Raw genomic sequence first — 25,801 nt, forward strand, 5'->3', positions numbered from 1 at the left:
CAGAATTAAAATATGGTCCATAAGGAGGCTTCATGGTTTATTTTAAAAAGGCAATCGAGCAGTTTGTGTTATGGATTGTCTGTGTGTGTTTGTTTATCGGGATTTTGTTTTTGCCGGTTACGACGGAATACCAGACTGGGCAGGGCGGGGAATTTGAATCGGCTAGCTATCATTATGAATTGGACAAGCACATTGATAATATCAAAGGTTTCTTTGCATTTATAAAAGAAAACCCGGACCTGGGGGAGTTTGTCCCTGGCGAATCGTATGCCCACCGGATTGCAGGCAAAGCGTGGAAGAGTCTGCTTTTGATTGTTCCAACATTAATTTTTGCTTATATTTTTGGCATTCTAAAAGGGATCTTTGATTTCCAGATGCAAAAAAGGAAGTTGAACTTTCTCGGAAATGGAACGACATGGCTGTTCATCTCGATGCCGGATCTCTTTTTCATCATCATCATCCAGATTGGACTGATGTTTTTATATGAAAAAGGACTGTTTTTCCATGTAACGTTATATGGCAGTGAAAAGCTGGAAACCTATGTGGTTGGAATCCTATTTTTGCTGATTTATCCTGTATTCTACCTTGCGAATATCACGAATGTGAGCCTTCAGGAGCAGTCGGGGAATGATTATATCCGGACCGCTCAATCCAAAGGGACATCCGGTATGAAAATATTGTTCATACATCTCCTGAAAAATTCGTTTCCAAGGATCCTGGCGCATGCGAATACGATAAAACTCTATGTATTATCGAATCTATTTATTGTAGAAAAACTGATGAACTTTCAAGGGGCGGCGGATGGCCTGTTTAATGCTGTCCTCAGGGGCACAGGCTTCAAGGTTGGGATGGAAATCATGGTGGACGGGATCTCGGCAGCGGGTTACACGGTCTTTTTTGCCTCAATCATATTAGTTTCGAATCTGGTCACCCAGATTTTTAAAAGTCTCGTCATCCCGGTTTCGCAAGAGGTGGATCATGAATAAATCACTACTTTTCGGCTTACTCATTTTATCTTTTCTAGTGGTCATTGCATTTATCGCTCCATATCTTCCGTTCGTGGATACCTCGTTAAAAGAAACGGTGATGAAGCAAAAGGAAGGCGGCGGGTTTGAGCTTCCTCCATTCGCGCCAACAGCGGATTTCCCAATCGGCTCGGACGACAAAGGCGTGGATTTATTGAGCAGGGTTCTGCTGGGTACGAAAGAAACGCTGTTAACGATCCTGGCGATTGTCCTGATCCGTTATATCATCGCGATTCCGCTGGCGATGGCTAGTTTTTATTCGCTTTTTTTCAGGAGGGTCCTGATCCTTTGGAATCGATTATTCTCCTTCATGCCGCCGATATTCTTTGTGATCCTGATTCTTGGCACTCCGTTTGTCGTGTTTTCGGATAATCGATATCTTTGGATTTTGCTCATTCTTGCGGTAATTGAAGTAGGCCGGGTTGCCGATATTTTTTACCAGGGGATGGTTGATATCTCGAAGAAGCCTTTTGTGGAAGCGGGGATCGTCTCAGGGTCTACCCCGTTGACGATGTTGAAAAATTACTACTGGCCGCCGTTAAGACCGTCTTTTATCGTCCAGTTTTTCTCTGACCTTGGAAGAACATTGTTCCTAATCGGCCAGCTGGGCATCGTGGGAATCTTCCTCAGCGTTGAATTCGTTTCCCAGCTCGATGGCGGCTATCAGGCAATGAACAAGTCTAATGTCTGGCCAACCTACTTTGTGAACATCACCAACCATATCTGGTCACATCCATGGCTGCCGATTACCGGAACCGTCGCCATCGGGATTACCATTTTCGCCTTCTCCATGACGAGCAGCGGGCTGCAAAAGTATTTTGATAAAAAGTATAAAAGAGGTTAAAAGAGGGAGAGGTGCCCAGGCACTTCTCTTTTTGTTTAAGGCTTTTTTTCTCAAACTTTGTTGCTATTCTCTACAAAATAGAATTTAATCACCTAAGGTTATTCACACAATTAACGCTTACGCTGAGAAAAGAGCTTGCAAACTTAGTACCGACATACAAAATGGCTATTACACGTTAAAATCGGCTTTAGGATTTTAACAACAATCTTTACGAAAACAACCTTGTTTAAAAATGGTTCATTAAGTTAATCAAAGAGTGTAACCTTTTTAGCCGTTCTCCTGACAAATAGATAAAGAGTTTTTTCAACAGGAGGATAAGACAATGAGAAAATTATGGATAGTCTTGCTTATGGGCTTGCTGGTGACCGGCTGCGGTACGGGGAACCAGGTTTCGAATAACAACAACCAGGAAAATGGAGGTGCGGGAATCGTGGCAGGAGAAATGGCTGCAAGTATGACAGAGAAGAGCCCGCTGGTTTTTCAATATGAAGTGAAAAATCAAACGGAACAGGAAGTAACGTTGGAATTTACAAGTTCCCAGCGGTACGATTATTCGGTCGAGAAAAAGGATGGAAAGGAAATCTTCCTATTCTCAAGTGTCGCCAGCTTTTTACAGGCTTTAGGAGAGGAAAAAGTGAAGCAGGGGGAGACGTTGAGCTATGACATCGACCTACATGAGCTTTCCCTTGATAAAGGAGAGTATGTCCTTTCTGTCTGGATGACGCCGAAGGAAGGAAAAAAGTTCAAGGTGACAAAGGAATTCTCTGTTGAGTGATGAGAAACCACGAAAATAAGAAAAGAATGATCCGTTTTGTGAAGGGGCTTGTACCTAATCGTAACGCTTTAAGGATGTCCAAATGGGCGGCATCCAGATAAAAAGGGAGAATCGAAATGAGAACAAGAAGAAGTGCGATCTTAATGGTATTTCTGCTGGCTTTAGGCCTTGCAGCCTGCACGAATGAACAGGTTTCTGGCGAAGGTTTTATTTTAGAGGTAAGCGAAGAGGCAATTCTGGTCGTAAAAAACATAAATCAGGAAAGATATAATGAAATCAAAGATGTTCCCGGTGACGCATTAATCGACCAAGGAGGATTGGAATTAATCTGGCTGGAGTATGATGATGCGGGTAAGCTAAAAAAAGGCGACCATATTGAGTTCTGGATTGACGGCAGTATCAGGGAAAGCTATCCCGAACAAGCTACAGCAAAGAGAATAGAACGTAAATAATATTCAAGGAATCGAAAGCTGACCAAAAAGGTGGCTTTCTTTTTTTTTTACGGGATGAACGATTCTGTTGTTTCCTTGAGGGCTTTGATTCCACCCGCGCCTTCTATGGCTGCGCCGATCGATTGTATAAAATCCGAAGAGACGATGATTTTCTGCAGTTCTCTCACCTCCTCCGGATTGAAGGTTGATAGCTCTTTGCTGACAGCTAAAGCTTCGATTGTCTGACCGATTGATTGGACCCATACACCTGCAACAATTTCACTTTCTCCTTCTGTTCCATCTCTCAGAGCATATAATCTGGACAATAAAATCGCTTCTGTAATCTGGGCGGCAGCCTGGATGAAGAGAGAGACTGAAATTTGTTTTTCGATTTGAGCAATCTTCTCCTCTTTGCTCAAACTGTCCCCTTTTTTAAAATTCGAGTCCATTTCTATGCCCTCCATTCGATCATTCCTTTTTCCATGGGATTGTTACATATACTGAATTATATTCATGAAAAGGAAATCGGCTATAGGGAAATGCCTAAGAGGCAATTCGTGTTCAGTATAGGAGCAGGAAGAAAAAGATCCAATGCTATTTTTTGAGTATCCTTGAACAAAAAACGCTTTTTACGGATGAAAGAGTTGGATGCCTTAATATATTTACGTCATAGTGCCCATTTCCAACAAACTTAGGCCATTGCACTAAGCGATTTGCCTAAATTTACATAAGGTGTTAAGGGAACATATTGAAACCCCCTGAGAGGAGAGTTTACATGTATACAGATACAATGAATGCCCATTTTGTACCAGAAGCGAGAACCTTTGGAGCAGGTGGTATGATGGGACCGTTAGCTGGGTTCATGCAGCCTGGGGGATACGGTTACCCAGGAGGACAAGGCTACGGTGGTGGTTTAGGCTATCCAGGAATGCCAGGATATGGCCAATATGGCGGTTTTGGTCCATACCACGGATTGCCGTTGCATGGCGGTTTGGGACCCCATTACCATTGGCATGGAGGGCCTTGGCATGGCGGAGGTCCCGGATATCCAGGAGGACCATGGCAGGAAGACCAGCCCTGGTCAGGTGGACATTGGCAAGGACGGAAGGGATTTTAAAATTAATGTTAAGAGATTAAATTTAGTAAACTGGAAGTGAAGCACAGCGAATTTATTCCAATTGGTTGTGCTTTTTTACTTGTGATAGAGTAGATATCAATGAGTGACGAATGGATCTTGGTCTAAATGCACAGTATGCATAAAAGTCACGGTTCAGCGTTTCGCAATCACACCAGCATTATGATAAAATCTGACTTAGCTAATTCACAGCAAAGGACGGAAGAGATGAGCAAAACGATACCTGTTAAAAAAAATGATTATATAGATGTAGAGTTTGCGGATTTGACACATGATGGGGCGGGTGTAGCCAAGGTTGATGGCTACCCGATCTTTGTCCAGGGCGGACTTCCAGGGGAAAAAGCAACAATCAAAGTCACTAAGGTGAATAAGGGCTATGGCTTTGGCCGCCTGATGGAGATTCTCGAAAGAAGCACCTTCCGGGTCGAATGCCCAGCTGAGGAAGCCCATAAATATGGAGGCTGCCAGCTGCAGCATATCAGTTATGAAGGCCAGCTGAAGTATAAGGAAAACCAGGTGAAACAGGTACTGACAAGGATCGGAAAGCTTGAGGATGTGGTGGTACACCCAATTTTGGGAATGGACAACCCATGGCATTACCGGAACAAGGCCCAGGTGCCGGTTGGCGAGAAGGACGGCAAGCTGATTGCAGGCTTCTTCAAGCCGCGCAGCCATGAAATCGTCGATACGAACGAGAGCTTGCTGCATCTGCATGAAATCAACGAGGCAATCAAGGCGGTAAAAGAAATCGCCAGCGATCTGGGAATCCAGCCATATAATGAGGAGAACCATAAAGGAGTCCTTCGTCATATCATGGCCCGCTATGGCAGGCAAACCGGCGAGCTGATGGTTGTTTTTGTGACGAGGACAAATGAGGTCCCACATAAGAGTAAATTGGTCGAGGAAATCATCGCTCGGCTTCCTAAGGTAAAATCAATCGTTCATAACGTTAATTCAAAGAAAACGAATGTCATAATGGGGGACAAAACAGAAGTCCTCTGGGGCAGCGAAGTTATCTATGACTATATTGGAGACATAAAATTCGCAATCTCAGCGCGCTCGTTCTATCAGGTCAATCCTGAACAGACAAAGGTGCTCTACGACAAAGCGCTTGAGTATGCTGAACTTACAGGCGAAGAGTCCGTGATTGACGCATACTGCGGCATCGGCACAATCTCGTTATTTCTAGCACAAAAAGCCAAAAAGGTTTTCGGAGTCGAAATCGTCCCCGAAGCCATCGAAGATGCGAAACGTAACGCTGAATTGAACGCCATCTTAAACGCTGAATTCGCAGTAGGAGAAGCCGAGGCAGTCATCCCGGCCTGGTACAAAGAAGGCAACTCTGCAGATGTATTAGTTGTCGACCCGCCACGCAAAGGCTGCGACGAAGCACTGCTGCAAACTATTATCGATATGAAACCGAAGAAAGTCGTGTACGTATCCTGTAACCCGGCCACCTTAGCCAGAGATCTGCGAATCCTGGAAGATGGCGGGTACAAGACAGTTGAAGTACAGCCAGTTGATATGTTTCCGCAGACGACACACTGTGAAGCAGTTGCAAAGATAGTACTTGCATAAATACGATAGCCTTATCCGTTAGTGGGTAAGGCTATTTTAGTGCTCATTTTACCAAATGAAATGATATGTCCCTTCTCAAGTGAGATGGACATCACTGCCAATATCTCATGCATCATGCCATTAATAATAACCCACCAATAGGAAATACTGTAAAAATAAATTGTAATCTGGGGGATAGAATCATGCCTGAATTGCCAGAGATGGAAACATATAAAAGCTTGCTGGAATCACTGATTGGCGGGCAAAAAGTTACGAATGTCGAGATTGGGCGGGAAAAATCTATTAACGTACCAGTTGCTACGTTTAACATGCAAGTTTCAAATCAAGCTATAACTACGATTACTAGAAGAGCAAAATATTTAATATTTCAATTACAGAATGGAAAATGTTTATTATTGCACCTGATGCTTGGGGGATGGATGTTTTTTGGGAAAGAGGAAGATAAACCAAACAGGACCATTCAAGTAAAGTTATCTTTCGGTGAACAACATTTATATTTCATTGGCCTGAGATTGGGCTACCTGCATCTTTTATCACCTGAAGAGGTTCAGGAAGAGTTCAAAAAACTGGGACCTGAAGTGTTTGATCCTGGTTTTACATTGGATGCCTTTCATCAAATCATGCAAAAAAGAAAAGGAACAATTAAAACGACTTTGATCAATCAAGAAGTGCTAGCTGGAATAGGGAATGGGTATTCTGATGAGATTCTTTGGCATGCAGAGATTCGCCCTGATAAAAAAATCAATGATCTTGATGATCAACAATTATCACGCCTATATCATTCGATTCAATTTATTCTTAAAAAAGGAATTCAACAAGGTGGTTATATGGAAAACCCGCTTTATAAAGGGGATGGTAAAACAGGAGGCTATCCATTTTATGTTTATGACAGAGAAGGTGAAGCGTGTTCGCGTTGCCATGCTTCCATTATAAAAGGCGAAATCTCTTCTCGGAAAACGTACTTTTGTCCCAATTGCCAGAAGTAAATGAAATCTTATAAATACAAATTGTGAAGCTGTTGCAAAACTAGAGAGTCTTATCCCTTTGTGGATAAGGCTCTTTTAGTAGTTTATTTCATTTCCATCTTTTGGTGTGTTATATTGGTATGAGTCTTTAGAGGGCCTTGAAGGAAAGGGTTACCTTGAAAGGGGAATGAACTGAATTGGATAGTATCATTTTTGATTTGGATGGAACCATCTGGGATCCAATCGACATAGTCCTTAGTGCTTGGAACGGCGTTATTAGAAAAAGCAATCAGATAAATAGGGAATTAACCCGGAAGGACTTTGAAGGTACGATGGGTTTACAGATGGATGAAATCAGCAGGAGGTTCTTCCCTGCTCTCAATGATCAGGAGCGGCAAAAAATAATAAAGGATTGTTGCGAAGTAGAACATTCTTTCATAGAAAAAAACGGAGGGGTTCTTTTTCCAAATGTAGAGAATGTGCTGAAGGAGCTTTCCCAAAAATACAAACTATACATCGTCAGTAACTGCCAAGATGGTTACATAGAAGCTTTTTACAAGTTTCATAGGTTTGATCAGTATTTTTTAGACTTTGAAAACCCAGGCAGAACGGGTCTGTCAAAAGGTGAAAATATTAACTTGATCATTCAGAGGAATAATTTATCAAATCCAGTGTATGTGGGCGACACAAAAGGTGATTTAGAAGCAGCCAGGTTTGCTAATATTCCCTTTATTTATGCTGAATATGGATTTGGCCAGGTAAGCCAATATGATATAAAAATTGAGAGTTTTGAAGAACTTTTAAGAGTGTTCTAATAGAGATTAACAAGATTTCGAACTTTAATCTGCACGGAGCTGGGATGGTCAATATCCTGCAGGGAAAGATTTTTATAATGAAATCATTCAAAGTACAAAGCTCGTCCGTATCGATACCGGTGACAATCAAAAGGTCATTCGGCTAATAAAGTTGCTGAATGTACATTGAGCTAAATTGTAATGGCGGAAGTGAGGATTTAATTTGAGGATAATCGGAATTGACCTATCAGGACCAAAAAATCATAAGGATACAGTCCTCGCTATTTTTAAACAAGAAGGAAACCACCTGCAATTGGTTAAGTGGGCAAATAACTTAAATGATCAGGATATATTGAACGAGGTATTTGAGCAAAGTCAATTAGATGAGGTCGTGATCGGAATTGATGCACCATTATCCTATCAAGATGGCGGCGGAGATCGAAAGAGTGATCGGGAACTAAGAAAGTTCATTGTGGGCTTAGGGATGAGATCTGGGTCGATCATGCCGCCAACCTTAAATAGAATGGTGTATTTAACATTAAGGGGAATAAAGCTTAGCAGAGAAATAGAGAATTTAAACGCCTCGTATCCCATTTCTTTAGTGGAAGTCCATCCAGGGGCCATAATTGGATCAAGACTGTCCAAGCAAAATATTGAATATGTGTTGGCGTACAAACAAGAACAATCCGCTAGAAGTTTTATTCGTAATTGGCTTACAGAGCAGGGGCTTACACAATTACCTGTTGAAATAGAAGAAGAAAGCCATTCCATCGATGCATGTGCAGCTGCGTTAGGTGCATGGCACTGGAAGGACTCTTCATATAATGTAAAGTGGATATTCCCGGCTAGTCCCCCGCTTCATCCTTATGATTATTGCTGTTAAATTAAGCCTTAGTTAGCCGTGAGTATTGGAAATACGTTAGGTTCGGTTGGTTGTTATTTCTTATTCATTACAGTTGCCTCGAATTATCCATCAGAGATTTACTACCAAGGTAATAATGAAAAATAAAGACAAAATATGAGAACTCAAGAAAAATGGATGAATTTGCAGAAAAAATTGCTTTGAACGATTTTGATAAAGTAGAATCCAACCAGGTCAAACGAAGAAGATTAATATAGGTTATTTTGTTGATGAGGATAAATTGGATTCAATCTTCCTTGATGCTTTCCATTACAGTGGGTTTGGCAGTACTGAAAATATGAATGCGAAAGATCGTTGGTGGATTGATGTTCGTCAGAAGTAGAACTTGATATACCAAGACTAAAGCCCATAACTACACCAGCATCCATTGTATCAATATCTTCGTTCTTTGCATTGTGATGAGTTGGAAATCTGGATTAATAGGTGAGCCTCATCCTAATGTGGATAAGGCTCTTTAGCCAGCGTAAAAGTTCACGGATTGAAATGGTATTTCGATTCACATAAACCCTCCCCTGTCCCAATCAAACTATCTGGTTTTCAAAGGGAGGCATTTTTTATTTTTAAAAAATTAGTAAATATTTGTATACATATTAACCTTTTATTCGTTTTATTAATTGTAAGAGGAGATTGAAAAATGAGTAAGCCCTCAAATAAGAGGGTCATGCGGTTAATTAACAAAAATTATCTGAAAGTAGTCATCCGATTTAAGGAGGAAAGAGAATGAATAACTTGGGGAAAGCAGTGCTGGTATTAGATTTACAGAATGATTTCATTGGTATAAATGCAAAGTTTCCAGTTGCAAGACATCAAGTTCCCTCTATGATCTCAAATGTTAACCATATTATTCGAAAAAAGAATGAGGAAAAATGGCATATTATCTATATAGGAAATGAATTTAAAAAGAGCCAATTAATATCCAATTGGTTCCGGGATAATGCAGCATTAAAAGGCAGTGCAGGAGCAATGATTCATGAGGATGTAAATGTTGTTAATGATTTATATTTTTCTAAAACAAGTGGTGATGCATTTCATAATAAAAAATTAGTGGAATATGTAAATGAACATAAAATTAATGAAGTAATAATAGTAGGTGTTTTTGCTGAAGGGTGTGTATTTGCAACAGCAAAGGGTGCGAAAAAGCAAGGGATCAAAGTTACTGTTATTAAAGATGCCATTGCAGCAGCTAATGATAGTTTGAAAGATAAAGCAGTTGAAAAGTTGGAATCTTTGGGCATATCAATTCAAAATTCTATCTGCTTATAAGTCGAATTAAATGCATGGATTCATTCTTGTGTGTACTTTGCAAGAAGAAATTAAGGTTGCCATTGATCATATAATTGATAGTCTTTTATCTGGGCATCTTAGTGAGGATTTATCAAGGGGTTTTAAATTTACATTGGTTGTAAAGCTAAAATTACCATTTCAATCAGTTTGATAAAAAGTGCTTAAGCATGGTATAAGTGTAAAAGGAGCAGGAGCATTCTGCTTTTTAATTTTGGGATCAGGGTTCAATCTGGTATCCCATGATGAGAGGGACTGAACGATTATGAAAGAAAATTTCTGGCGTGATCTACCACGGCCATTTTTTATATTGGCACCAATGGAGGAAGTGACGGATGTTGTTTTCCGTCATGTAGTGAGTGAGGCGGCGAGGCCTGATGTGTATTTTACCGAGTTTACAAACAGTGACAGTTATTGTCATCCGGAAGGCATCAAAAGTGTGCAGGGGCGTTTGACTTTTACAGAGGATGAACAGCCGATTGTCGCCCATATCTGGGGGGACAAGCCTGAATATTTCCGGCAAATGAGCATTGGTATGGCGGAAATGGGCTTCAAGGGTCTGGATATCAATATGGGCTGTCCGGTGCCAAATGTGGTGCAGAACGGGAAGGGAAGCGGCCTGATCCGTCGTCCGGACATGGCAGCAGAACTGATCCAGGCGGCAAAAGCAGGTGGATTGCCGGTAAGTGTTAAGACGAGACTTGGTTTCTCAGAATTGGACGAATGGAAGAGCTGGCTGAAGCACATATTGGAACAGGATATTGTCAATCTTTCCATTCACCTGCGTACAAGGGATGAAATGAGCAAAGTCGATGCGCATTGGGAGCTGATTCCGGAGATTAAGAAGCTTCGTGACGAAGTGGCCCCGGATACGCTTTTGACGATCAATGGAGATATTCCTGACCGGCAAAAGGGCCTAGAGCTAGCCCGTCAATATGGTATTGATGGGGTGATGATCGGCCGTGGCATTTTCCATAATCCATTTGCCTTTGAAAAGGAAAAGAAAGAGCATAGCAGTGAAGAATTGCTTGATCTCTTAAACCTGCATATGGATCTTCATGATAAGTACTCACATTTAGAACTGCGGCCGTTCACGGCTCTGCATCGCTTTTTCAAGATTTATGTCAAAGGGTTTAAAGGGGCAAGTGCATTAAGAAATCAATTAATGAACACGAAGTCAACAGCTGAAGTGCGGGAATTGATTGGTGAATTTGCGTCAAAAAATCTGGACTAAATGAGGAACAACAAGATGTTGCTAGCGGAATCAGGTGAAACTGGTTCCGTTCTTTTTTTCATACGGTAGAAAAAAGAGCCTTTTCCTTTTTTGAAGGAGGAGGCTCTTCTAGTCAAGTCATAGTACAAGGCTGGAGTCTGGTACATTTAATCCATTTAAGAAAACTAACTCGAACTGCTTTTTTCAGAAAAGATAAAAAAGTACAGAAGATAATAAAAGATTACTATATGTTAACGCTTTCAAAGTTAATACACCGCTATAAGATGGAGTTGTAGCAAATTAATTTCATCTTTAAAGGGGGAAATATTAGTGAAAAAAGCTTGGAAATTATTTTCTGTTTTAATCGTAATGACAGTGTTGACTGGAATGCTGGGAGCATGCAGTGGGAAAACTGGCGGAAGCAGTAAGGTGAGTGTGGGAATTGTTCTTCCAACGAAGGATGAGCCTAGATGGGTGCAAGATGAGCAGCGCTTTAAAGATGCATTAGCTGATTCTGATTACACGACTGAAATTTTATTCAGCCAGGGTTCTTCAGCCAAGGAAAAAGAAAATGTAGAAACTTTGCTTAACAAAGGGATCAAAGTATTAATTATTGCTCCTCACGATGGCGCAGCAGCTGGTTCTGCGGTAGAGGCAGCGAAAAAAGAAGGAGTAACCGTTATAGCTTATGATCGTTTAATTACAGAAACAGACGCAGTCGATTATTATGTAACGTTTGATAGTTTGGCGGTAGGTGCCGCTCAAGGTCAATACTTAATTGACAATGTAGAAGGCAAGAATGTCCCGTTATACCTTTATGCAGGTGCTTCTTCTGATAACAACGCATTTTTATTCTTTGAGGGTGCTTGGAAAGTTCTTCAGCCGAAGATTGCGGATGGTACTTTTGTGATCGCTAACTCTACAGAAGCAGTGGCATTAAAAGATAAGCAAGAGCTTTCTCGTGATGAGTTAGGGAAAATTCTGGGTCAGGTAACAACTAACTGGGATCCTAACGAAGCCAAAAATAAAGCGCAAACACACTTAACAGCAGCTGCTGCGAATTTAAAAGGTGATGTAGCTGTTTTAGCTCCAAACGATGGAACGGCTCGATCCATTGCAGACGTGTTCGGAACAGACTCTGACATTTCTAGTTTCGTCGTAACAGGCCAAGATGCTGAGAAAGCTTCGATTCAATACATCATTGATGGCAAGCAATCTATGACGGTGTTTAAAGATGTAAGAACATTGGTTGCAGATGCAATTGATATGGCAATCGACATTCTGGATGATAAAAAACCAGAGACAACGGGTTCTTACAACAATGGAAAAGTCGATGTAAAAGCGAAACAAACAGACGTAATTGTCGTAGACGAAGAGAATGTTAAGAAAGAACTGATTGATTCAGAGTACTATGAAGCCAGTGAGTTTAAAGGACTGTAAAAATTAAAACTGCGTGATCGTATTCAGCTTGATTACGATCACGCAGTTATTATAGCTGTTTTGGTTGGAGGGAATGAGGATGAGCGAATATATTCTGGAGATGAAACAGATTTCAAAGGAATTTACAGGAGTTAAGGCGCTCGACAATGTCAATTTTAAAGTGAAGAAGGGTGAAATTCACTGCTTAGTTGGAGAAAATGGGGCTGGGAAATCAACTCTGATGAAAGTGCTAAGCGGTGTTTATCCTTACGGTACTTATGATGGTGATATTGTTTACGAAGGTAAGGTACAGCAATTCAATAAGATTAACGATAGTGTTAATACAGGTATCGTGATCATTTACCAGGAGCTAGCTTTGTTTCCTGATCTCACAGTTTACGAAAATATATTTGCTGGCAATGAAATCAAGCAAGGGGCTTTTATCGACTGGAATGAGACGATTGTAGAAGCGAAAAAGCTGCTTGAAAAAGTTAACCTCGACATTAACCCGGAAACACTTGTTAAAGATTTAGGAGTAGGGAAACGTCAGTTAATTGAAATTGCCAAAGCGTTAAGTAAAGATGTAAAGCTTCTCATTCTCGATGAACCGACTGCAGCTTTAAACGAGGACGACAGTGAAAATTTATTGAGATTGCTTGACGAACTCAGAAAACAGGGGATTACCTGCATAATGATCTCCCATAAGTTGAAGGAAGTCATTTCAATAGCAGATAGTGCAACTGTAATTCGTGATGGACAAACGATTACGACCCTGGATGCGTCCAAGGGGAAGATAACAGAAAGTACAATCATAAAAAATATGGTTGGACGCGAAATTCAAGATATTTATCCAAAACGCGATAAGAAATCATATGAAGAAAAGGTACTAGAGTTAAAGGATTGGTCTGCTTACGACCCAAAGCTTGGCAGACATGTTGTGAAAAATGCAAACTTAAACGTTAAAAAAGGTGAAATCATTGGTTTGGCAGGCTTAATGGGCTCTGGCCGAACGGAACTTGCCCTTAGTATCTTTGGTAATGCGAAAGCTTATAAGCTGCAAGGTGACTTGCTGTTGGATGGTATGCCAAAAGCTTTGAAACATACTAGTGATGCAATTAAGGCTGGAATTGCGTATGTTACCGAGGATCGCAAAGGGGATGGGTTGTTTTTACTGCAAGATATTAAAAGCAATATTTCTGCCGCGAATTTACAAGGGATTTCTGCCAACGGAGTCATTAACGACAATGAAGAGATTAAAGTAGCAGATCGCTATAAATCTTCATTGCATATTAAAGCTGCTTCTTTAGAACAGCTTGTTGGCAAACTAAGTGGCGGTAACCAGCAAAAAGTTTCGTTAGGCAAGTGGCTGTTTGTTGGCCCTAAACTCCTAATATTAGATGAGCCTACCCGAGGTATTGACGTAGGCGCAAAATTTGAGATTTACACGGTGATGAACAAGCTGATTGAAGAGGGAATGAGTATTATCATGATTTCTTCTGAGCTTGGCGAAGTATTGGGAATGAGTGACAGAGTTTATGTCATGGCCGAAGGTGAAATCAAAGGCGAATTGCCAATAGAAAAAGCCGATCAGGAAAAAATAATGCAACTTGCAACACAATAGGAGGCTAAACCAATGACTTTAATAAATGACGTGAAAACGTTAATCAGTAAAAATATTCGTGATTACGGGATGTACATTGCACTATTTGTCATCTTTCTCATCTTTACCATTTTAACGGATGGCTTATTTATATCTTCTCGAAATATTAGTAACCTACTAGACTCTGCGGGCTATATTGCGGTGTTGGCTGTCGGTGTTATGCTGGTCATTGTCATTCGGCATATTGACTTATCGATCGGGTTCTTAGCAGGTTTTCTTGGAGCAATTGCGGCCATTCTTCTGATGCAGCATGGTTTACCTGTTTATATTGTTATTCCTATCATTTTAATACTTGGGACGATTGCCGGTTTGTTTACAGGCTTCCTTGTTGCAAAAGTAGGAATTCCTGCATTTGTAGCAACACTGGCGGGCTGGTTGATTTACCGCGGTGCAATTCTGCAAGTAACAGAAAAGTCTGGAACCATTATCGTTCAAAATGACGCTTTTAACGCAATTGGAAATGGCTACATTCCATCTCTTATGCAGGTTAGTGGGTTACACTTATTATCTTTATTAATTGGTGTGCTTGGAATATTATTTTACAATTTTAGTGCAGTCTCCAATCGCCGAAACAAAATTAAGTATAATTTCGAAGTAGTTTCAAAGCAGATTTTCATTTTGCAACTTGTGTTTGTTTCAGCTATCATCGCTGCAATCACTTGGATCTTAGCTGGATATAACGGCTTCTCCTGGACAGTAATGATTATCTTATTAGTTGTGCTTGTCTATCATTTCTTGACAACGAAGACAGTAATGGGAAGACATATTTATGCAGTCGGCAGCAATCCGGAAGCTGCGCATTTAAGCGGAATTAACGTTAACAAGATTACGTTCCTTGTATTCGGTTCAATGGGTTTGCTGTCAGCTTTATCAGGCATTCTATTTACCTCTCGCCTTCAGTCAGCAACGACAACTGCTGGAACACTATTCGAACTTGATGCCATCGCAGCAGCATACGTTGGCGGTGTATCTGCGGCAGGCGGTGTAGGTAAAGTAACAGGAGCCATCATCGGAGCAATCGTAATGGCATCCTTAACGAGTGGGATGAACTTGCTCGGTGTAGGGATTTCCTATCAATATATGATTAAAGGCGGCGTTTTAGCCTTAGCTGTAATCTTCGATGTTATGACAAGAAAAAAAGGAAACTAACTGCCTCTTCTAGCGGGCTTTCACCAAGATCATTGGGGAAGCCTTTTTTGCATAATTGTCTTTATTTATGGCTCTTTTCTCAAACTTTGTTGTTTTTGGCTGCAAAATTGGATTCAAAGACATATATTTTTTCACAAAAAAACTAATTTAGAGAAAAGAGCCTGCACACTTAATTCCGAACTACAAATGGCGTATGATCACGTTAAAATCGGCTTTAGGATTTTAACAACAATCTTCCGGAAACAGCCTTATTTATAATGCAGTTTAACAGCCAGGCTGATAGAATCAAATTACATAACATCGAACAGTTAATGGAACGGAAAGGGGAGGATGCAAATATGAAAAAGTATATGTATGCCATATTGAGTCTTGTATTTGTCTCCCTTTGTTATCTCATTTTTGTATCAGCCAACATTGTCTTCAGTAATGACATAGCTTTACCTAAAGCAATAAAGCAAACAGACTCTCGCTATCGCTTAGTTCTAATCACGAGAGACATGGACACTGCGTTTTGGAATAAGGTTGGCACAGGAGCATCGAGACAGGCAGTGAAAGAAGGAGCCAGCCTTGAAGTTTGGGGAAGCTATAGCAATAATTCAGAGCAATTTTTAAAAAAGTTAGAACTGGCGATCCATTCCAAAGTGGATGGAATCATCATACAAGGACTTGATACAGATGAGTTTAAAGAACTTACAAAAGTAAAGGCCGCGTTTAATGGAATTCCGATTATCACAGTAGCGAATGATGTGCCAATGAAGGAAAGCTTAAGAAGAACCTACGTTGGTTCTGACCAATTTCGTGCTGGAGGTTTAATAGCAAGACAGTTATTGAATGATATGGGTACTGAAGGGAAGGTTGTACTGCTTTCTGACGAACAGAAAGAGTATTACCAGAATGAGAGATTAAAGGGCATCTATGCCACTTTGAAAGTGTATCCCAATATTAAAATACAATTTGCCGAAACAGCAGAGTCAAAAGATCAAGTCATTACGACGATGAGAGATCAGTTGAATCAAATGCCGGATGTGAATGGATTTATCGCGGTAAACGCTAAGATGATTGGTCCAATGGTACAGGAAATCGGGAAACGTTCCCAGGTTGAACCGTATTTTATTTATACCTTTGATGATGGACCAGAATCGTTACCTCTCTTTGAAGAGGGGAAGATTGACGGAGTCGTTGAGCAAGATCCTGAAACAATGGGTGAAGTCAGTGTGCAGCAAATTGTTAAATGGCTGAACGGAGAAACGGTCCCGCTTGATATTAATGGTTACTTCACAAACATACGCATATTGAAGGACAGCAGAAATGAATAGCATTAGAAAGAAAATATTATCATTCACCACTATAATCATCATCATTATGTCCATCATTTGGATTGCTCTGACATTCTATAACTATAAAACACAAGTGAAATATAATGATATCTTAAACCGATACTTAATATTAAGTGATGTTTCGAGGTCCAGTAATCAAGTCATCACAGACTTGAATAACTATATGAACCAATCGACACCAGGAAATTTACAAAAATTAGAGAACAGCAAAAAGGCACTGGAATCTGCTAGATATGAAGTATTTAAGGTAAGAAATGAAGTGAATGATTTTACATTAACAAATTACATAAATTTAATGGGCAGCTTAATTGAAACAACAGACAGATTAATGGGACTTGAACGAGATTCCGAGGCAGCGGTCAAGGACCTTGCAGAAATTACACGTATTAGTAACTATATTTCCGATATGACGCTTACCTTAATCGATATGGAACTCAAAACACATGAGCCATTTTATCGTGGCATTATGGAGCAATCCATAGAATTGGTGAAACTTGCGATATGGATGGTTTTATTAACCTCCTTATTGCTATTATTGGCTACTTATTGGTTTTCCCTAGGCATCACAAGGCCGGTCCAACAGTTAACGAAGGCTGCAAGTGAACTGGCGAAGGGAAGATTCGATAATGAAATAACAGTCAAATCGAATGATGAAATTGCCTTTCTGGCTAAAACATTTAATCATATGCGTACGAATATCAATAATTTAATACAGCAAATAAAGGAAAAAGCAAAGCTGGAACACGAACTGCAGCAAAACAAAATTTTGCTGCAGGAAAGCCACTTTCGCAGTCTGCAAAGCCAGATGAATCCGCATTTCCTGTTTAATACACTTAATACGCTATCAAAAAAAGCCTACTTAGAAGGGTCTGAAGAAATCAGTGATTTGCTCGTCAGCGTGGCAGACCTTTTACGTTACAATTTAAAGCAAATTGACCGGTCCGTTACATTAAGAGATGAATTGGTTGTTGTCAATCAATATATGCAGATTCAAAAGGCACGCTTTACGGATCGGCTTGAACTGCAATTAGACATTGATGACTCATGCTTAGATGTTGCAATTCCCGCACTAACCCTGCAGCCGATTATTGAAAATGCTGTCATTCATGCAATTGAGCCCAAGATTAACGGGGGTGTCATCACAATTCGTGTGCAAGGAAAAGATGGAAATGTCCTGGTTCGAATTGAAGATGACGGAATAGGCATGTCTGATGAAGTCATCTCTCAAATTTTAATGGAACGTCAAGTGCAAACAACAGGACATTCCACAGGAATAGGTTTCAGTAATGTTGTAAAGCGTCTGCGCCTATTTTATGAGAGCGATGACGTCATTCAACTTGAAAGCAAATTGGGCAGCGGCACATCCGTTCTATTAAAAATTCCGGAACAAAGAGGCGAGATACATGATTAAAATTTTAATTGTGGATGACGAACAAATAGAACGGGAAGGGATGGAAGCCATTTTAAATCGAGCATTCCCGGACCTGATTGTTGAACAAGCCAATAATGGGAATAGAGCAGTGGAATTAGCAGCAAGCTTTAAACCGGATCTAGTATTAATGGATATTCAGATGCCTGGCATGAATGGGTTGGAAGCCGTAGAGCAGATACTCGCTGATTTTCCTCATATAAAATTCATAATGGTAACAGCATACGATACGTTTAATTATGTGCAGTCTGCCTTAAAGCTTGGAGCAAAAGACTATATCTTAAAGCCTAGTAAGGTAAGTGAAATTAGAGCAACGGTAGGGAAGGTATTGAACGAGATAGAAAACGAGAGGGAGCAACAAGCAGCAAGCAGCTTACAACGGGAAATGATGCAAAAAACATTAGCTCTCGTTGAAACAGATGTTGTAACGCAGCTGCTTTTTGACCATGTGCATGAAGTCCATTTGAACATGCTAATAGAGATGCTCGATATCCAATCAACAAGTCAGGTATTCGTCATGAATGTGATTGTACCGGAGGGCATGGAACATCTCTACTCTCGGATTAAGGAAAAAGTCAGGAAAACAAAAAGTGGCTGGATGGGTGCTCTTTATGATGGACAGCTGCCGATTATTATCTTCAGAAACGGCCAGTCGTTTCGGGCACAAGCGACTTCTCTGGCAAGAGATATTTTATTTGAAGTAACAAAGGAGCAGAAGTCTGGCTGGTTCATTGGGATTGGGGATGATTGCAACTCATTGGAGAAAATCCGGCAATCTTATCAAGAGGCAATCATTGCTTCGAGCAATAAGACACTACCGGTCAAATATCGGTTTTATCAAGATATTCCTGTTTTGAATGAAACCGGCAGTTGGCAGCAGGCAAAATACTTAAAAAAGGATCTAACCGACCATATACGACTAGGGCAGTGGGATCAAATAAAATCGAATCTTAGCCATCTTATTCAAGCCTACGAGATGGAAGGGATAGAAATCCAGCAAGCCCAACAATATGTATTAGAATCACTATGGTCAATCTGGTCGATTATAAGCGATTTGGGGATTGGGGCAGCAACCCCAATTTACCATTATCAAGCGTCAAATTACCGTCAATTACGTTTTGAAACAGCCAATCTTCTGGCAGAGATGAAAGAATCCTATGATCAGCATTATACTAGTTTGGAAGCGGATACAATTTATCGGATCAAACAATTTATCATGGAAAATTCCCAACAGAATATTTCATTAGAAACACTTAGTAATAAAGTAGGTTTAAGCCCCATTTATATCAGTAAGATGTTCAAGGAAAAGCTGGGGATTAATTATATTGATTTTTTAACAGAGTGCCGTATTGAAAAAGCAAAGAAAATGTTGGCAGAACCGGATAAGAGCATTAAGGAAATTACAATTGAAGTTGGCTATCATGAACCAAATTATTTTAGCAAAGTATTTAAAAAGATGTGCAATGTTACGCCAAGAGAATATCGTAAAACATTGCTTGGAATAAAAGATTAGTCTCTTTCCTGAAAAAATGCACTCTATTAGTAAAATGAAAAACTGAAACAGAAGTTCCACAGGGAAGGGAGGGGAAACTTGTGATGACAAAGTTAAGGAAAGTTGGTTTATTGAATCTTATCTTCCTTCTAATGTTATTGGCGGCATGCGAAGAAGGGGTAACTTCAATACATAAAGAGAACAAAGCAGAGAATGAAAGTGTTACTGATTTTGATAAAAAGCTTAAAATTGGTTTTTCGATGGATACCTTAGAAGAGGAGCGTTGGCCTAGAGATAGAGACTTTTTTAAAGAAGCGGTCGAGTCATTAGGAGCGGAAGTTGTGATACGAGAAGCAAAGGGTGACGATACCTTGCAAATTGTGCAAGCTGAAACCTTAATCAGCGACGGAGTGGACTTGCTCGTAATCGTTCCGCATAACGCGGAGGCGGTAGCAACCATCGTCAACAAAGCCCATTCTGCGGGCATTAAAGTGATTTCCTATGACCGTTTAGTAAAAAATTCATCTGTAGATTTGTACATCTCTTTTGACAATGAGTTAGTTGGGGAACTTCAAGCTCAGGCAATAACAAAATTAGTTCCAAAAGGGAAGTATGTATATATCGGCGGGGCAAGTACAGACAATAATGCCCATTTATTGAAAAAGGGAGTTTTTAATGTCCTCCAGCCGTTCATAGATAGGGGGGATATCCAGATTGTGTATGATCAATGGACTGAAAATTGGACGCCAGAAAATGCTTTTGCCAATATGGAAGCCGCCTTGGAGATAAATAATAACGAGATAGATGCTGTTATTGCTGCAAACGATGCGACAGCAGGAGGAGTCATAAAAGCCCTTGAAGCACAAGGTCTTGAGGGGGGAATTCCAGTTGCCGGACAGGATGCAGACTTAGCAGCAGCTCAGCATATTGTGCAAGGGACTCAAACAATGACTATTTATAAACCTATTAAAACCTTAGCATACGAAGCTGCAAGAGCAGCTATCAAAATGGCAGGGGGGGAGACCATTACAACGAATAGAAAGATAAACAACGGGAAATTAGAAATACCATCTCTCTTCCTTGCGCCCATTGCTGTAGATAAAAGTAATATAGATAACACTATTATTGCTGATGGATTTCATCTGCGCGATGAGGTATATGAAAAGACAGGGGAATGATAATCATTCATTCCAGCTTTAAAAGCAGTAATCCAAAATGCCCGCGTCAATGAAGGAAGATAGAAGGACAGGTACGCCCTTATGCTTGGAAAATTAGTATATATTATCCAGTTATTTAATTTATTCAAATAATTCTAATTATTCATGATATTTCGCGTGTGGAAATATATAATTAACCCATCCAATGGAAATTGATGGGAGGAATGGTGTTTTTGAAGAAGAAATTTATTTTACCCGTAGTTCTGTCGTCGGCAATGTTGGTAGGTTCGATCCCAGTGAGCAGTGTGTTCGCGCAGCCACTTGATTCCAGCAGTGGACAAGCTTCCAAGGCGTGGAATGAGAAAGCTAGTGTTCCTTTATTTGTGAAAGAGCGGTTCGCTGAAAAATTCTCTTCCAGTACTCCAGCTAATGCATTGAATTATTTGAAGAAAAACGAATCTAAAACAGGAATTAAGGACCCAGAAAGAAAACTGAAAGTGAAGAATGTAGAGAAAGATGAACTGGGGATGACTCACGTCCGTTTCAATCAGTCGGTCAATGGAGTGAACGTAGAAGGGTCAGACATCATTGTGCATTTTAATAAGAATAATGAAGTGGTGTCTGTCAATGGAAGAATGAATGAGACTATCGACAACGCGCAATTGGATACAACGGCTTCAATCAGCAGTGAAGCTGCATTGAAAGCTGCCAAGTCTTCTGTCAACGCATCTGAAGAGCTTACATATGACCCGACAGCTGAACTGGTTGTCTATCCTTTCGAAGGAAAAAATCACACAGCCTATAAAGTAAATGTCAACTTCATGGGAGACGATCCTGGCAACTGGTTTGTCTTCGTGGATGCAAAGACAGGCGAGGTAATCGATCAGTACAATGGCTTGATGCACGCGGATGAAATGAAGACACAAAAAGGAGCCGGAAAAGGTGTACATGGTGACCACAGGGAATTGCATATCACCCAGGTAAAAGAAGCTAATGCGGGCACTAAGTTTGCGTTAGCGGATTATTCCCATGCAAACCTGGGCGGAATCGAAACGTACGATGCCAAAAACGATAACACTGCCAGCAATGATACACTATATGTTGGGAATTCAGCGGCCTTCATCGGTGATTATGACCGCGCCGCTGTCGATGCACACTATAATTCCGAAAAAGTTTATAATTACTTCCTGAATGAACATGGCCGGAATTCCCTTGATGGGAAAGGGATGGCGATCATTTCCAAAGTCCATTATGGCAACAACTACAACAATGCGTCATGGAATGGACGATGGATGACTTACGGTGATGGGGACGGTGAATTCATGATTTCCCTATCAGCTGGCCTTGATGTTGCTGCTCACGAGATGACACATGGTGTGATCACTCATTCAGCAAATTTAGTCTACCGTAATCAATCGGGGGCACTAAACGAATCATTTGCCGATGTGTTTGGTGCGCTGGTTGACGATAAGGACTGGGAAATGGGCGAAGATATTATGGCGCCAGCTGCTAAAGCCGACGGCATGACCGTACTGCGCAGCTTAAGCAATCCAAACGGTGTTGTTGTGAGCAATGAGCAAAGAAGGGCATACAGCACAAATGGCGGAGTCTATCCAGACCATATGGACGAGTTTTATAATATGCCAACTTCAGTAGATGGCGGCGGAGTCCATGTTAACTCATCGATCACGAACCATGCGGCATACTTGATTGCTCAAGACCTTGGAAGAGAAAAACTAGGGAAGATCTATTATCGCGCGTTAACGGTATACTTAACTGCGAATTCCGACTTTAGCGATGCAAGACAGGCGGTCGTCCAGTCTGCAATCGATCTTTATGGTGAAGGCAGCGAGGAAGAAGCAGCTGCTAACGCTGGATTTGACGCGGTGGGAATCTACTAATCCATTTACACTGAAATCCCTCAGACTATGAGTTTGAGGGATTTTTAGTTGCAACACTACTAAATCATTGTATAAATAGAAGGTGTTCACATAATTGTTGATAAGTTTGAAAAAAACTGAATTGAAACAATACGTAATATGGTATTATTTTTTCTGTAGACAGACAGCTTACCTTCAGAAATTTCCTCGTATGCCGCTCTCGATTTTCTCCTTATTTAAAATCCTTGATTTCTTACCTTTCATGAATACCTCATATATGAATCCTGAGATTGTCTTTCGAATATCTCTTACTCTCGTATTGTTTTTAAAATAATTCCCTTCAAACGTGAAAGGAGTGATTAGCCATGTAACTGTTATCAGCTTTACTAAGGTTTCTTAAGCATTTCATTTTATTTTTGAAGGAGGATTATGAATGGGTCATGATATATACGGTTTGAATAAAGCAAGGGAAGAAATTGCTTATGCGCGTTTTAGCATGGGGAATCGTAATGCACTGCTGCTTTACAATTTACTTGACTCACTTAAGTTTTATGCTGGTGTCAGTGGATCAGGAAAGTTCTCGACTTTTTCGTTACAACAAATAGAAAGGGCAATGAATGACTACAAGAAGTTTTTTAAAACTGGTGATTCACCATCGGAAAGTGATTGTACATCCTGGGATCAAAAACAAATCCTGAAATTTATCCAAAGTTGTTTGGCAACAGCACAAAAAGAAGAAAGTGTAGAAGTGTATTTTGGTTAGCGATCCTCCATCTACTCCAACCCTATGTTCCTCCGGTCTATCCTCATTAGCTTCAAATCATAAAAGATTTCGTTTATAGATAATAAATTCCTTGTCTCTTTCATAGATATTAATGTTGATAGTTTAATCATTTTTATTTTTACGAAAGGGGAAAGAAAATGGACAAGGATACTGCAAAGGTTGGAAAATGCCCGTTTACGCACGGGGGTGCTACTAGTCAAAAAACGAGTGGGACGACAAATAGAGACTGGTGGCCGAACCAGCTGCAATTGAATATTCTCCATCAGCATGATCGCAAATCCAATCCTATGGGAGAAGATTTTAATTATAATGAAGAATTCAAGAAGCTGGATTATGACGGACTTAAGCAGGATCTTCATGAACTCATGACAACAAGCCAGGACTGGTGGCCGGCTGACTATGGACATTATGGACCTTTGTTCATCCGGATGGCCTGGCACTCGGCAGGTACGTATCGTATTGGGGATGGCCGGGGCGGCGGCGGAACCGGTTCACAGCGTTTTGCTCCATTGAACAGCTGGCCAGACAATGGAAACCTTGATAAGGCTCGCCGGTTGTTATGGCCGGTTAAGCAGAAGTATGGCAACAAGATCTCCTGGGCTGACTTGATTTTGCTGGCAGGCAATGTTGCGATTGAGTCGATGGGCGGAAAGACAGTAGGGTTTGGCGCAGGACGCCCGGATATCTGGCACCCGGAAGAGGACACTTACTGGGGTGTTGAATCAGAGTGGCTTGGCGATAAACGGTACACAGGTGACCGTGAGCTTGAGAACCCGCTTGCTGCGGTGCAGATGGGTCTTATCTATGTGAATCCTGAAGGGCCGAATGGCAAGCCGGATCCCCTTGCTGCAGCTAAGGACATTCGTGAAACCTTTGCGCGGATGGGAATGAACGATGAAGAAACAGTAGCCCTGATCGCTGGCGGCCATACATTTGGAAAAGCCCACGGTGCAGGGGACGCGGCCAAAGTTGGTGCAGAACCGGAAGCAGCTCCGATTGAAGAGATGGGCTTAGGATGGAAAAACGCACATGGAAGCGGCAGGGGACGTGATACGATCACGAGCGGTCTTGAAGGAGCCTGGACGGCAAGTCCGACACAGTGGGATAATGGATACTTTGATTTGCTTTTTGGCTACGAATGGTGGCTGACAAAGAGTCCGGCTGGTGCCTACCAGTGGCTTGCAGTTGATCCAGCCGAGAAGGATTTGGCCCCGGACGCGGAAGATCCTTCTGTAAAAGTACCGACGATGATGCTCACAACCGATATTGCTTTACGGCATGATCCGGCATACGAAAAAATCTCCCGCCGATTCCATCAGAATCCGGATGAATTTGCGGATGCTTTTGCCAAGGCATGGTTCAAGTTATTGCATCGTGATATGGGACCTAAATCAAGGTATATCGGTCCTGAAGTTCCAAAAGAGGATTTCGTCTGGCAAGATCCTGTTCCTAATGTGGAGTATGAATTGACTGATAAGGAAGTAGACAAGATTAAGGAACTAATTCTCGACTCCGGACTTACCGTCAGTGAGTTAGTGACAACGGCCTGGGCCTCGGCAAGCACCTTCCGTGGATCTGACTTCCGCGGAGGAGCGAACGGTGCCCGCGTACGTCTGGCACCGCAAAAAGACTGGGAAGTGAACCAGCCTGAGCAGCTTTCGAAGGTGCTTAATGTTCTCGAAGACATTCAAAGCCAGCTGAATCAGGAAGTCAGCTTAGCCGACTTGATTGTACTTGGCGGCAGTGCCGCGATCGAGAAAGCTGCACGGGATGCAGGCTTTGATGTAACCGTTCCGTTTGCTTCAGGGCGCGGGGATGCGACAGAAGAGCAAACCGATGCAGAAGGCTTTGCGGTGCTTGAGCCATATGCCGATGGATTCCGCAACTATCAGAAACAACAGTATCGAGTGAGTCCGGAAGAGCTGTTGCTGGACAAAGCGCAGCTGTTGAACCTCAGTGCACCTGAAATGACCGTCCTGATTGGCGGTATGCGTGTGCTCGGTACAAACCATGGCGGGACAAAACATGGTGTATTCACCGACCGTGTCGGCACACTCACCAATGATTTCTTTGTGAACCTGCTGGATATGGGGGTTGAATGGAAGCCTGCAGATGGTGGTATTTATGAAGGTCGTGACCGTAAGACCGGTGAAGTGGTACGTACCGCGACCAGGGTCGATCTCGCTATCGGTTCAAACTCACAGCTGCGTGCGATTGCGGAAGTGTATGCCCAGGACGATAACAAAGAGAAGTTTGTGCGCGACTTTATTTCAGCATGGGTCAAGGTCATGAATGCAGACCGTTTTGATCTCCATGCAAATGCTCATGAGACATCAGAATTAGCAATAAAATAATAGTTTGAAAGATAGCAGATCAGTAAAATGGTCTGCTGTTTTTTTTTTGCCGCCAAAAGGGAGAGCGGTTGGAGGGTTCAAATCGTAGTATTTAAGAACCCCCAACAATCATTTTTTTCTGGGAACAATTATCTATTAACAGCTGGTCTCTAGTTAAGGTATGATTAATTGAGTATT

Annotated in this window: 22 protein-coding genes and 1 pseudogene; 22 read left to right on the plus strand and 1 reads right to left on the minus strand. The window is 41.3% G+C overall.

All coding sequences use genetic code 11. The features are described 5' to 3' along the window. Positions 1-32: 32 nt before the first annotated feature. The 4 genes from ACNAZ4_RS18515 (at position 33) to ACNAZ4_RS18530 (ending at position 3,096) form a co-directional block, all read left to right on the plus strand. A complete protein-coding gene (locus tag ACNAZ4_RS18515; RefSeq protein WP_415816857.1) occupies positions 33-986 on the plus strand; it encodes an ABC transporter permease subunit in 954 nt (317 codons plus the stop codon). After that, the gene (locus tag ACNAZ4_RS18520) at positions 979-1,869 is read left to right on the plus strand and encodes an ABC transporter permease subunit (RefSeq protein ID WP_415816859.1); all 891 of its coding nucleotides are present in this window, start codon (positions 979-981) and stop codon (positions 1,867-1,869) included. Before ACNAZ4_RS18515 ends, ACNAZ4_RS18520 begins: the two co-directional genes overlap by 8 nt. A 322-nt stretch (positions 1,870-2,191) precedes the next feature. Beyond that, positions 2,192-2,644 carry a BsuPI-related putative proteinase inhibitor gene (locus tag ACNAZ4_RS18525; protein WP_415816861.1) on the plus strand — a complete coding sequence of 151 codons (453 nt, stop codon included), beginning with the start codon at positions 2,192-2,194 and terminating at the stop codon, positions 2,642-2,644. A 116-nt stretch (positions 2,645-2,760) separates the two neighbouring features. Then, the gene (locus tag ACNAZ4_RS18530; protein ID WP_415816863.1) at positions 2,761-3,096 is read left to right on the plus strand and encodes a DUF3221 domain-containing protein; all 336 of its coding nucleotides are present in this window, start codon (positions 2,761-2,763) and stop codon (positions 3,094-3,096) included. A gap of 47 nt (positions 3,097-3,143) precedes the next feature. Here the strand turns inward: ACNAZ4_RS18530 and ACNAZ4_RS18535 are convergent, their stop codons facing one another. Beyond that, on the minus strand, positions 3,144-3,524 hold the full coding sequence (locus tag ACNAZ4_RS18535; protein WP_415816865.1) for a hypothetical protein: 381 nt from the start codon (positions 3,522-3,524) through the stop codon (positions 3,144-3,146). A gap of 326 nt (positions 3,525-3,850) precedes the next feature. On the opposite strand from ACNAZ4_RS18535, the gene ACNAZ4_RS18540 reads away from it, so the two are divergent. From ACNAZ4_RS18540 to katG, 18 genes and pseudogenes are all read left to right on the plus strand, one after another. Further along, complete coding sequence (locus ACNAZ4_RS18540; RefSeq protein WP_415816867.1) at positions 3,851-4,192, plus strand: hypothetical protein; 342 nt, start codon at positions 3,851-3,853, stop codon at positions 4,190-4,192. Between the two features lie 225 nt (positions 4,193-4,417). Then, entirely contained in the window at positions 4,418-5,788 is a 1,371-nt protein-coding gene (gene rlmD, locus ACNAZ4_RS18545) for a 23S rRNA (uracil(1939)-C(5))-methyltransferase RlmD (protein WP_415816869.1), read from the plus strand. Positions 5,789-5,970: 182 nt separating this feature from the next. Beyond that, the gene (gene mutM, locus ACNAZ4_RS18550) at positions 5,971-6,774 is read left to right on the plus strand and encodes a bifunctional DNA-formamidopyrimidine glycosylase/DNA-(apurinic or apyrimidinic site) lyase (RefSeq protein WP_415816871.1); all 804 of its coding nucleotides are present in this window, start codon (positions 5,971-5,973) and stop codon (positions 6,772-6,774) included. 176 nt (positions 6,775-6,950) lie between these two features. After that, a complete protein-coding gene (locus ACNAZ4_RS18555; RefSeq protein ID WP_415816873.1) occupies positions 6,951-7,568 on the plus strand; it encodes an HAD family hydrolase in 618 nt (205 codons plus the stop codon). Positions 7,569-7,770: 202 nt separating this feature from the next. After that, entirely contained in the window at positions 7,771-8,430 is a 660-nt protein-coding gene (locus ACNAZ4_RS18560; RefSeq protein WP_415816875.1) for a DUF429 domain-containing protein, read from the plus strand. A 202-nt stretch (positions 8,431-8,632) separates the two neighbouring features. Then, positions 8,633-8,791 (plus strand): annotated as a pseudogene (locus tag ACNAZ4_RS18565) (anti-sigma factor); the annotation flags it as partial. Between the two features lie 398 nt (positions 8,792-9,189). Then, positions 9,190-9,732: a cysteine hydrolase family protein gene (locus ACNAZ4_RS18570; protein ID WP_415816877.1), complete on the plus strand. Its 543-nt coding sequence runs from the start codon at positions 9,190-9,192 to the stop codon at positions 9,730-9,732. Positions 9,733-10,015: 283 nt separating this feature from the next. Further along, entirely contained in the window at positions 10,016-10,984 is a 969-nt protein-coding gene (locus ACNAZ4_RS18575; RefSeq protein WP_415816879.1) for a tRNA dihydrouridine synthase, read from the plus strand. Positions 10,985-11,293: 309 nt separating this feature from the next. Next, positions 11,294-12,403, plus strand: a complete 1,110-nt coding sequence (locus ACNAZ4_RS18580; RefSeq protein WP_415816881.1) for a sugar ABC transporter substrate-binding protein — start codon at positions 11,294-11,296, stop codon at positions 12,401-12,403. 79 nt (positions 12,404-12,482) lie between these two features. Next, complete coding sequence (locus ACNAZ4_RS18585; protein ID WP_415816883.1) at positions 12,483-14,003, plus strand: ATP-binding cassette domain-containing protein; 1,521 nt, start codon at positions 12,483-12,485, stop codon at positions 14,001-14,003. A gap of 12 nt (positions 14,004-14,015) precedes the next feature. Beyond that, complete coding sequence (locus ACNAZ4_RS18590; RefSeq protein ID WP_415816885.1) at positions 14,016-15,191, plus strand: sugar ABC transporter permease; 1,176 nt, start codon at positions 14,016-14,018, stop codon at positions 15,189-15,191. Positions 15,192-15,529: 338 nt separating this feature from the next. Beyond that, entirely contained in the window at positions 15,530-16,507 is a 978-nt protein-coding gene (locus ACNAZ4_RS18595; RefSeq protein ID WP_415816887.1) for a sugar ABC transporter substrate-binding protein, read from the plus strand. Next, a complete protein-coding gene (locus ACNAZ4_RS18600; RefSeq protein WP_415816889.1) occupies positions 16,500-17,939 on the plus strand; it encodes a sensor histidine kinase in 1,440 nt (479 codons plus the stop codon). Before ACNAZ4_RS18595 ends, ACNAZ4_RS18600 begins: the two co-directional genes overlap by 8 nt. Beyond that, positions 17,932-19,470, plus strand: a complete 1,539-nt coding sequence (locus ACNAZ4_RS18605; RefSeq protein WP_415816891.1) for a response regulator — start codon at positions 17,932-17,934, stop codon at positions 19,468-19,470. Before ACNAZ4_RS18600 ends, ACNAZ4_RS18605 begins: the two co-directional genes overlap by 8 nt. An 83-nt stretch (positions 19,471-19,553) precedes the next feature. Further along, entirely contained in the window at positions 19,554-20,627 is a 1,074-nt protein-coding gene (gene xylF, locus ACNAZ4_RS18610; protein WP_415817046.1) for a D-xylose ABC transporter substrate-binding protein, read from the plus strand. A 212-nt stretch (positions 20,628-20,839) separates the two neighbouring features. Continuing rightward, positions 20,840-22,507, plus strand: a complete 1,668-nt coding sequence (locus ACNAZ4_RS18615) for a M4 family metallopeptidase (RefSeq protein ID WP_415816893.1) — start codon at positions 20,840-20,842, stop codon at positions 22,505-22,507. Positions 22,508-22,919: 412 nt separating this feature from the next. After that, a complete protein-coding gene (locus ACNAZ4_RS18620) occupies positions 22,920-23,249 on the plus strand; it encodes a hypothetical protein (protein ID WP_415816895.1) in 330 nt (109 codons plus the stop codon). A gap of 158 nt (positions 23,250-23,407) precedes the next feature. Then, the gene (gene katG, locus ACNAZ4_RS18625; RefSeq protein WP_415816897.1) at positions 23,408-25,624 is read left to right on the plus strand and encodes a catalase/peroxidase HPI; all 2,217 of its coding nucleotides are present in this window, start codon (positions 23,408-23,410) and stop codon (positions 25,622-25,624) included. Positions 25,625-25,801: the final 177 nt, after the last annotated feature.

The sequence above is a fragment of the Mesobacillus thioparans genome (assembly GCF_965138835.1).
Classification (GTDB): Bacteria; Bacillota; Bacilli; order Bacillales; family Cytobacillaceae; genus Mesobacillus; species Mesobacillus thioparans.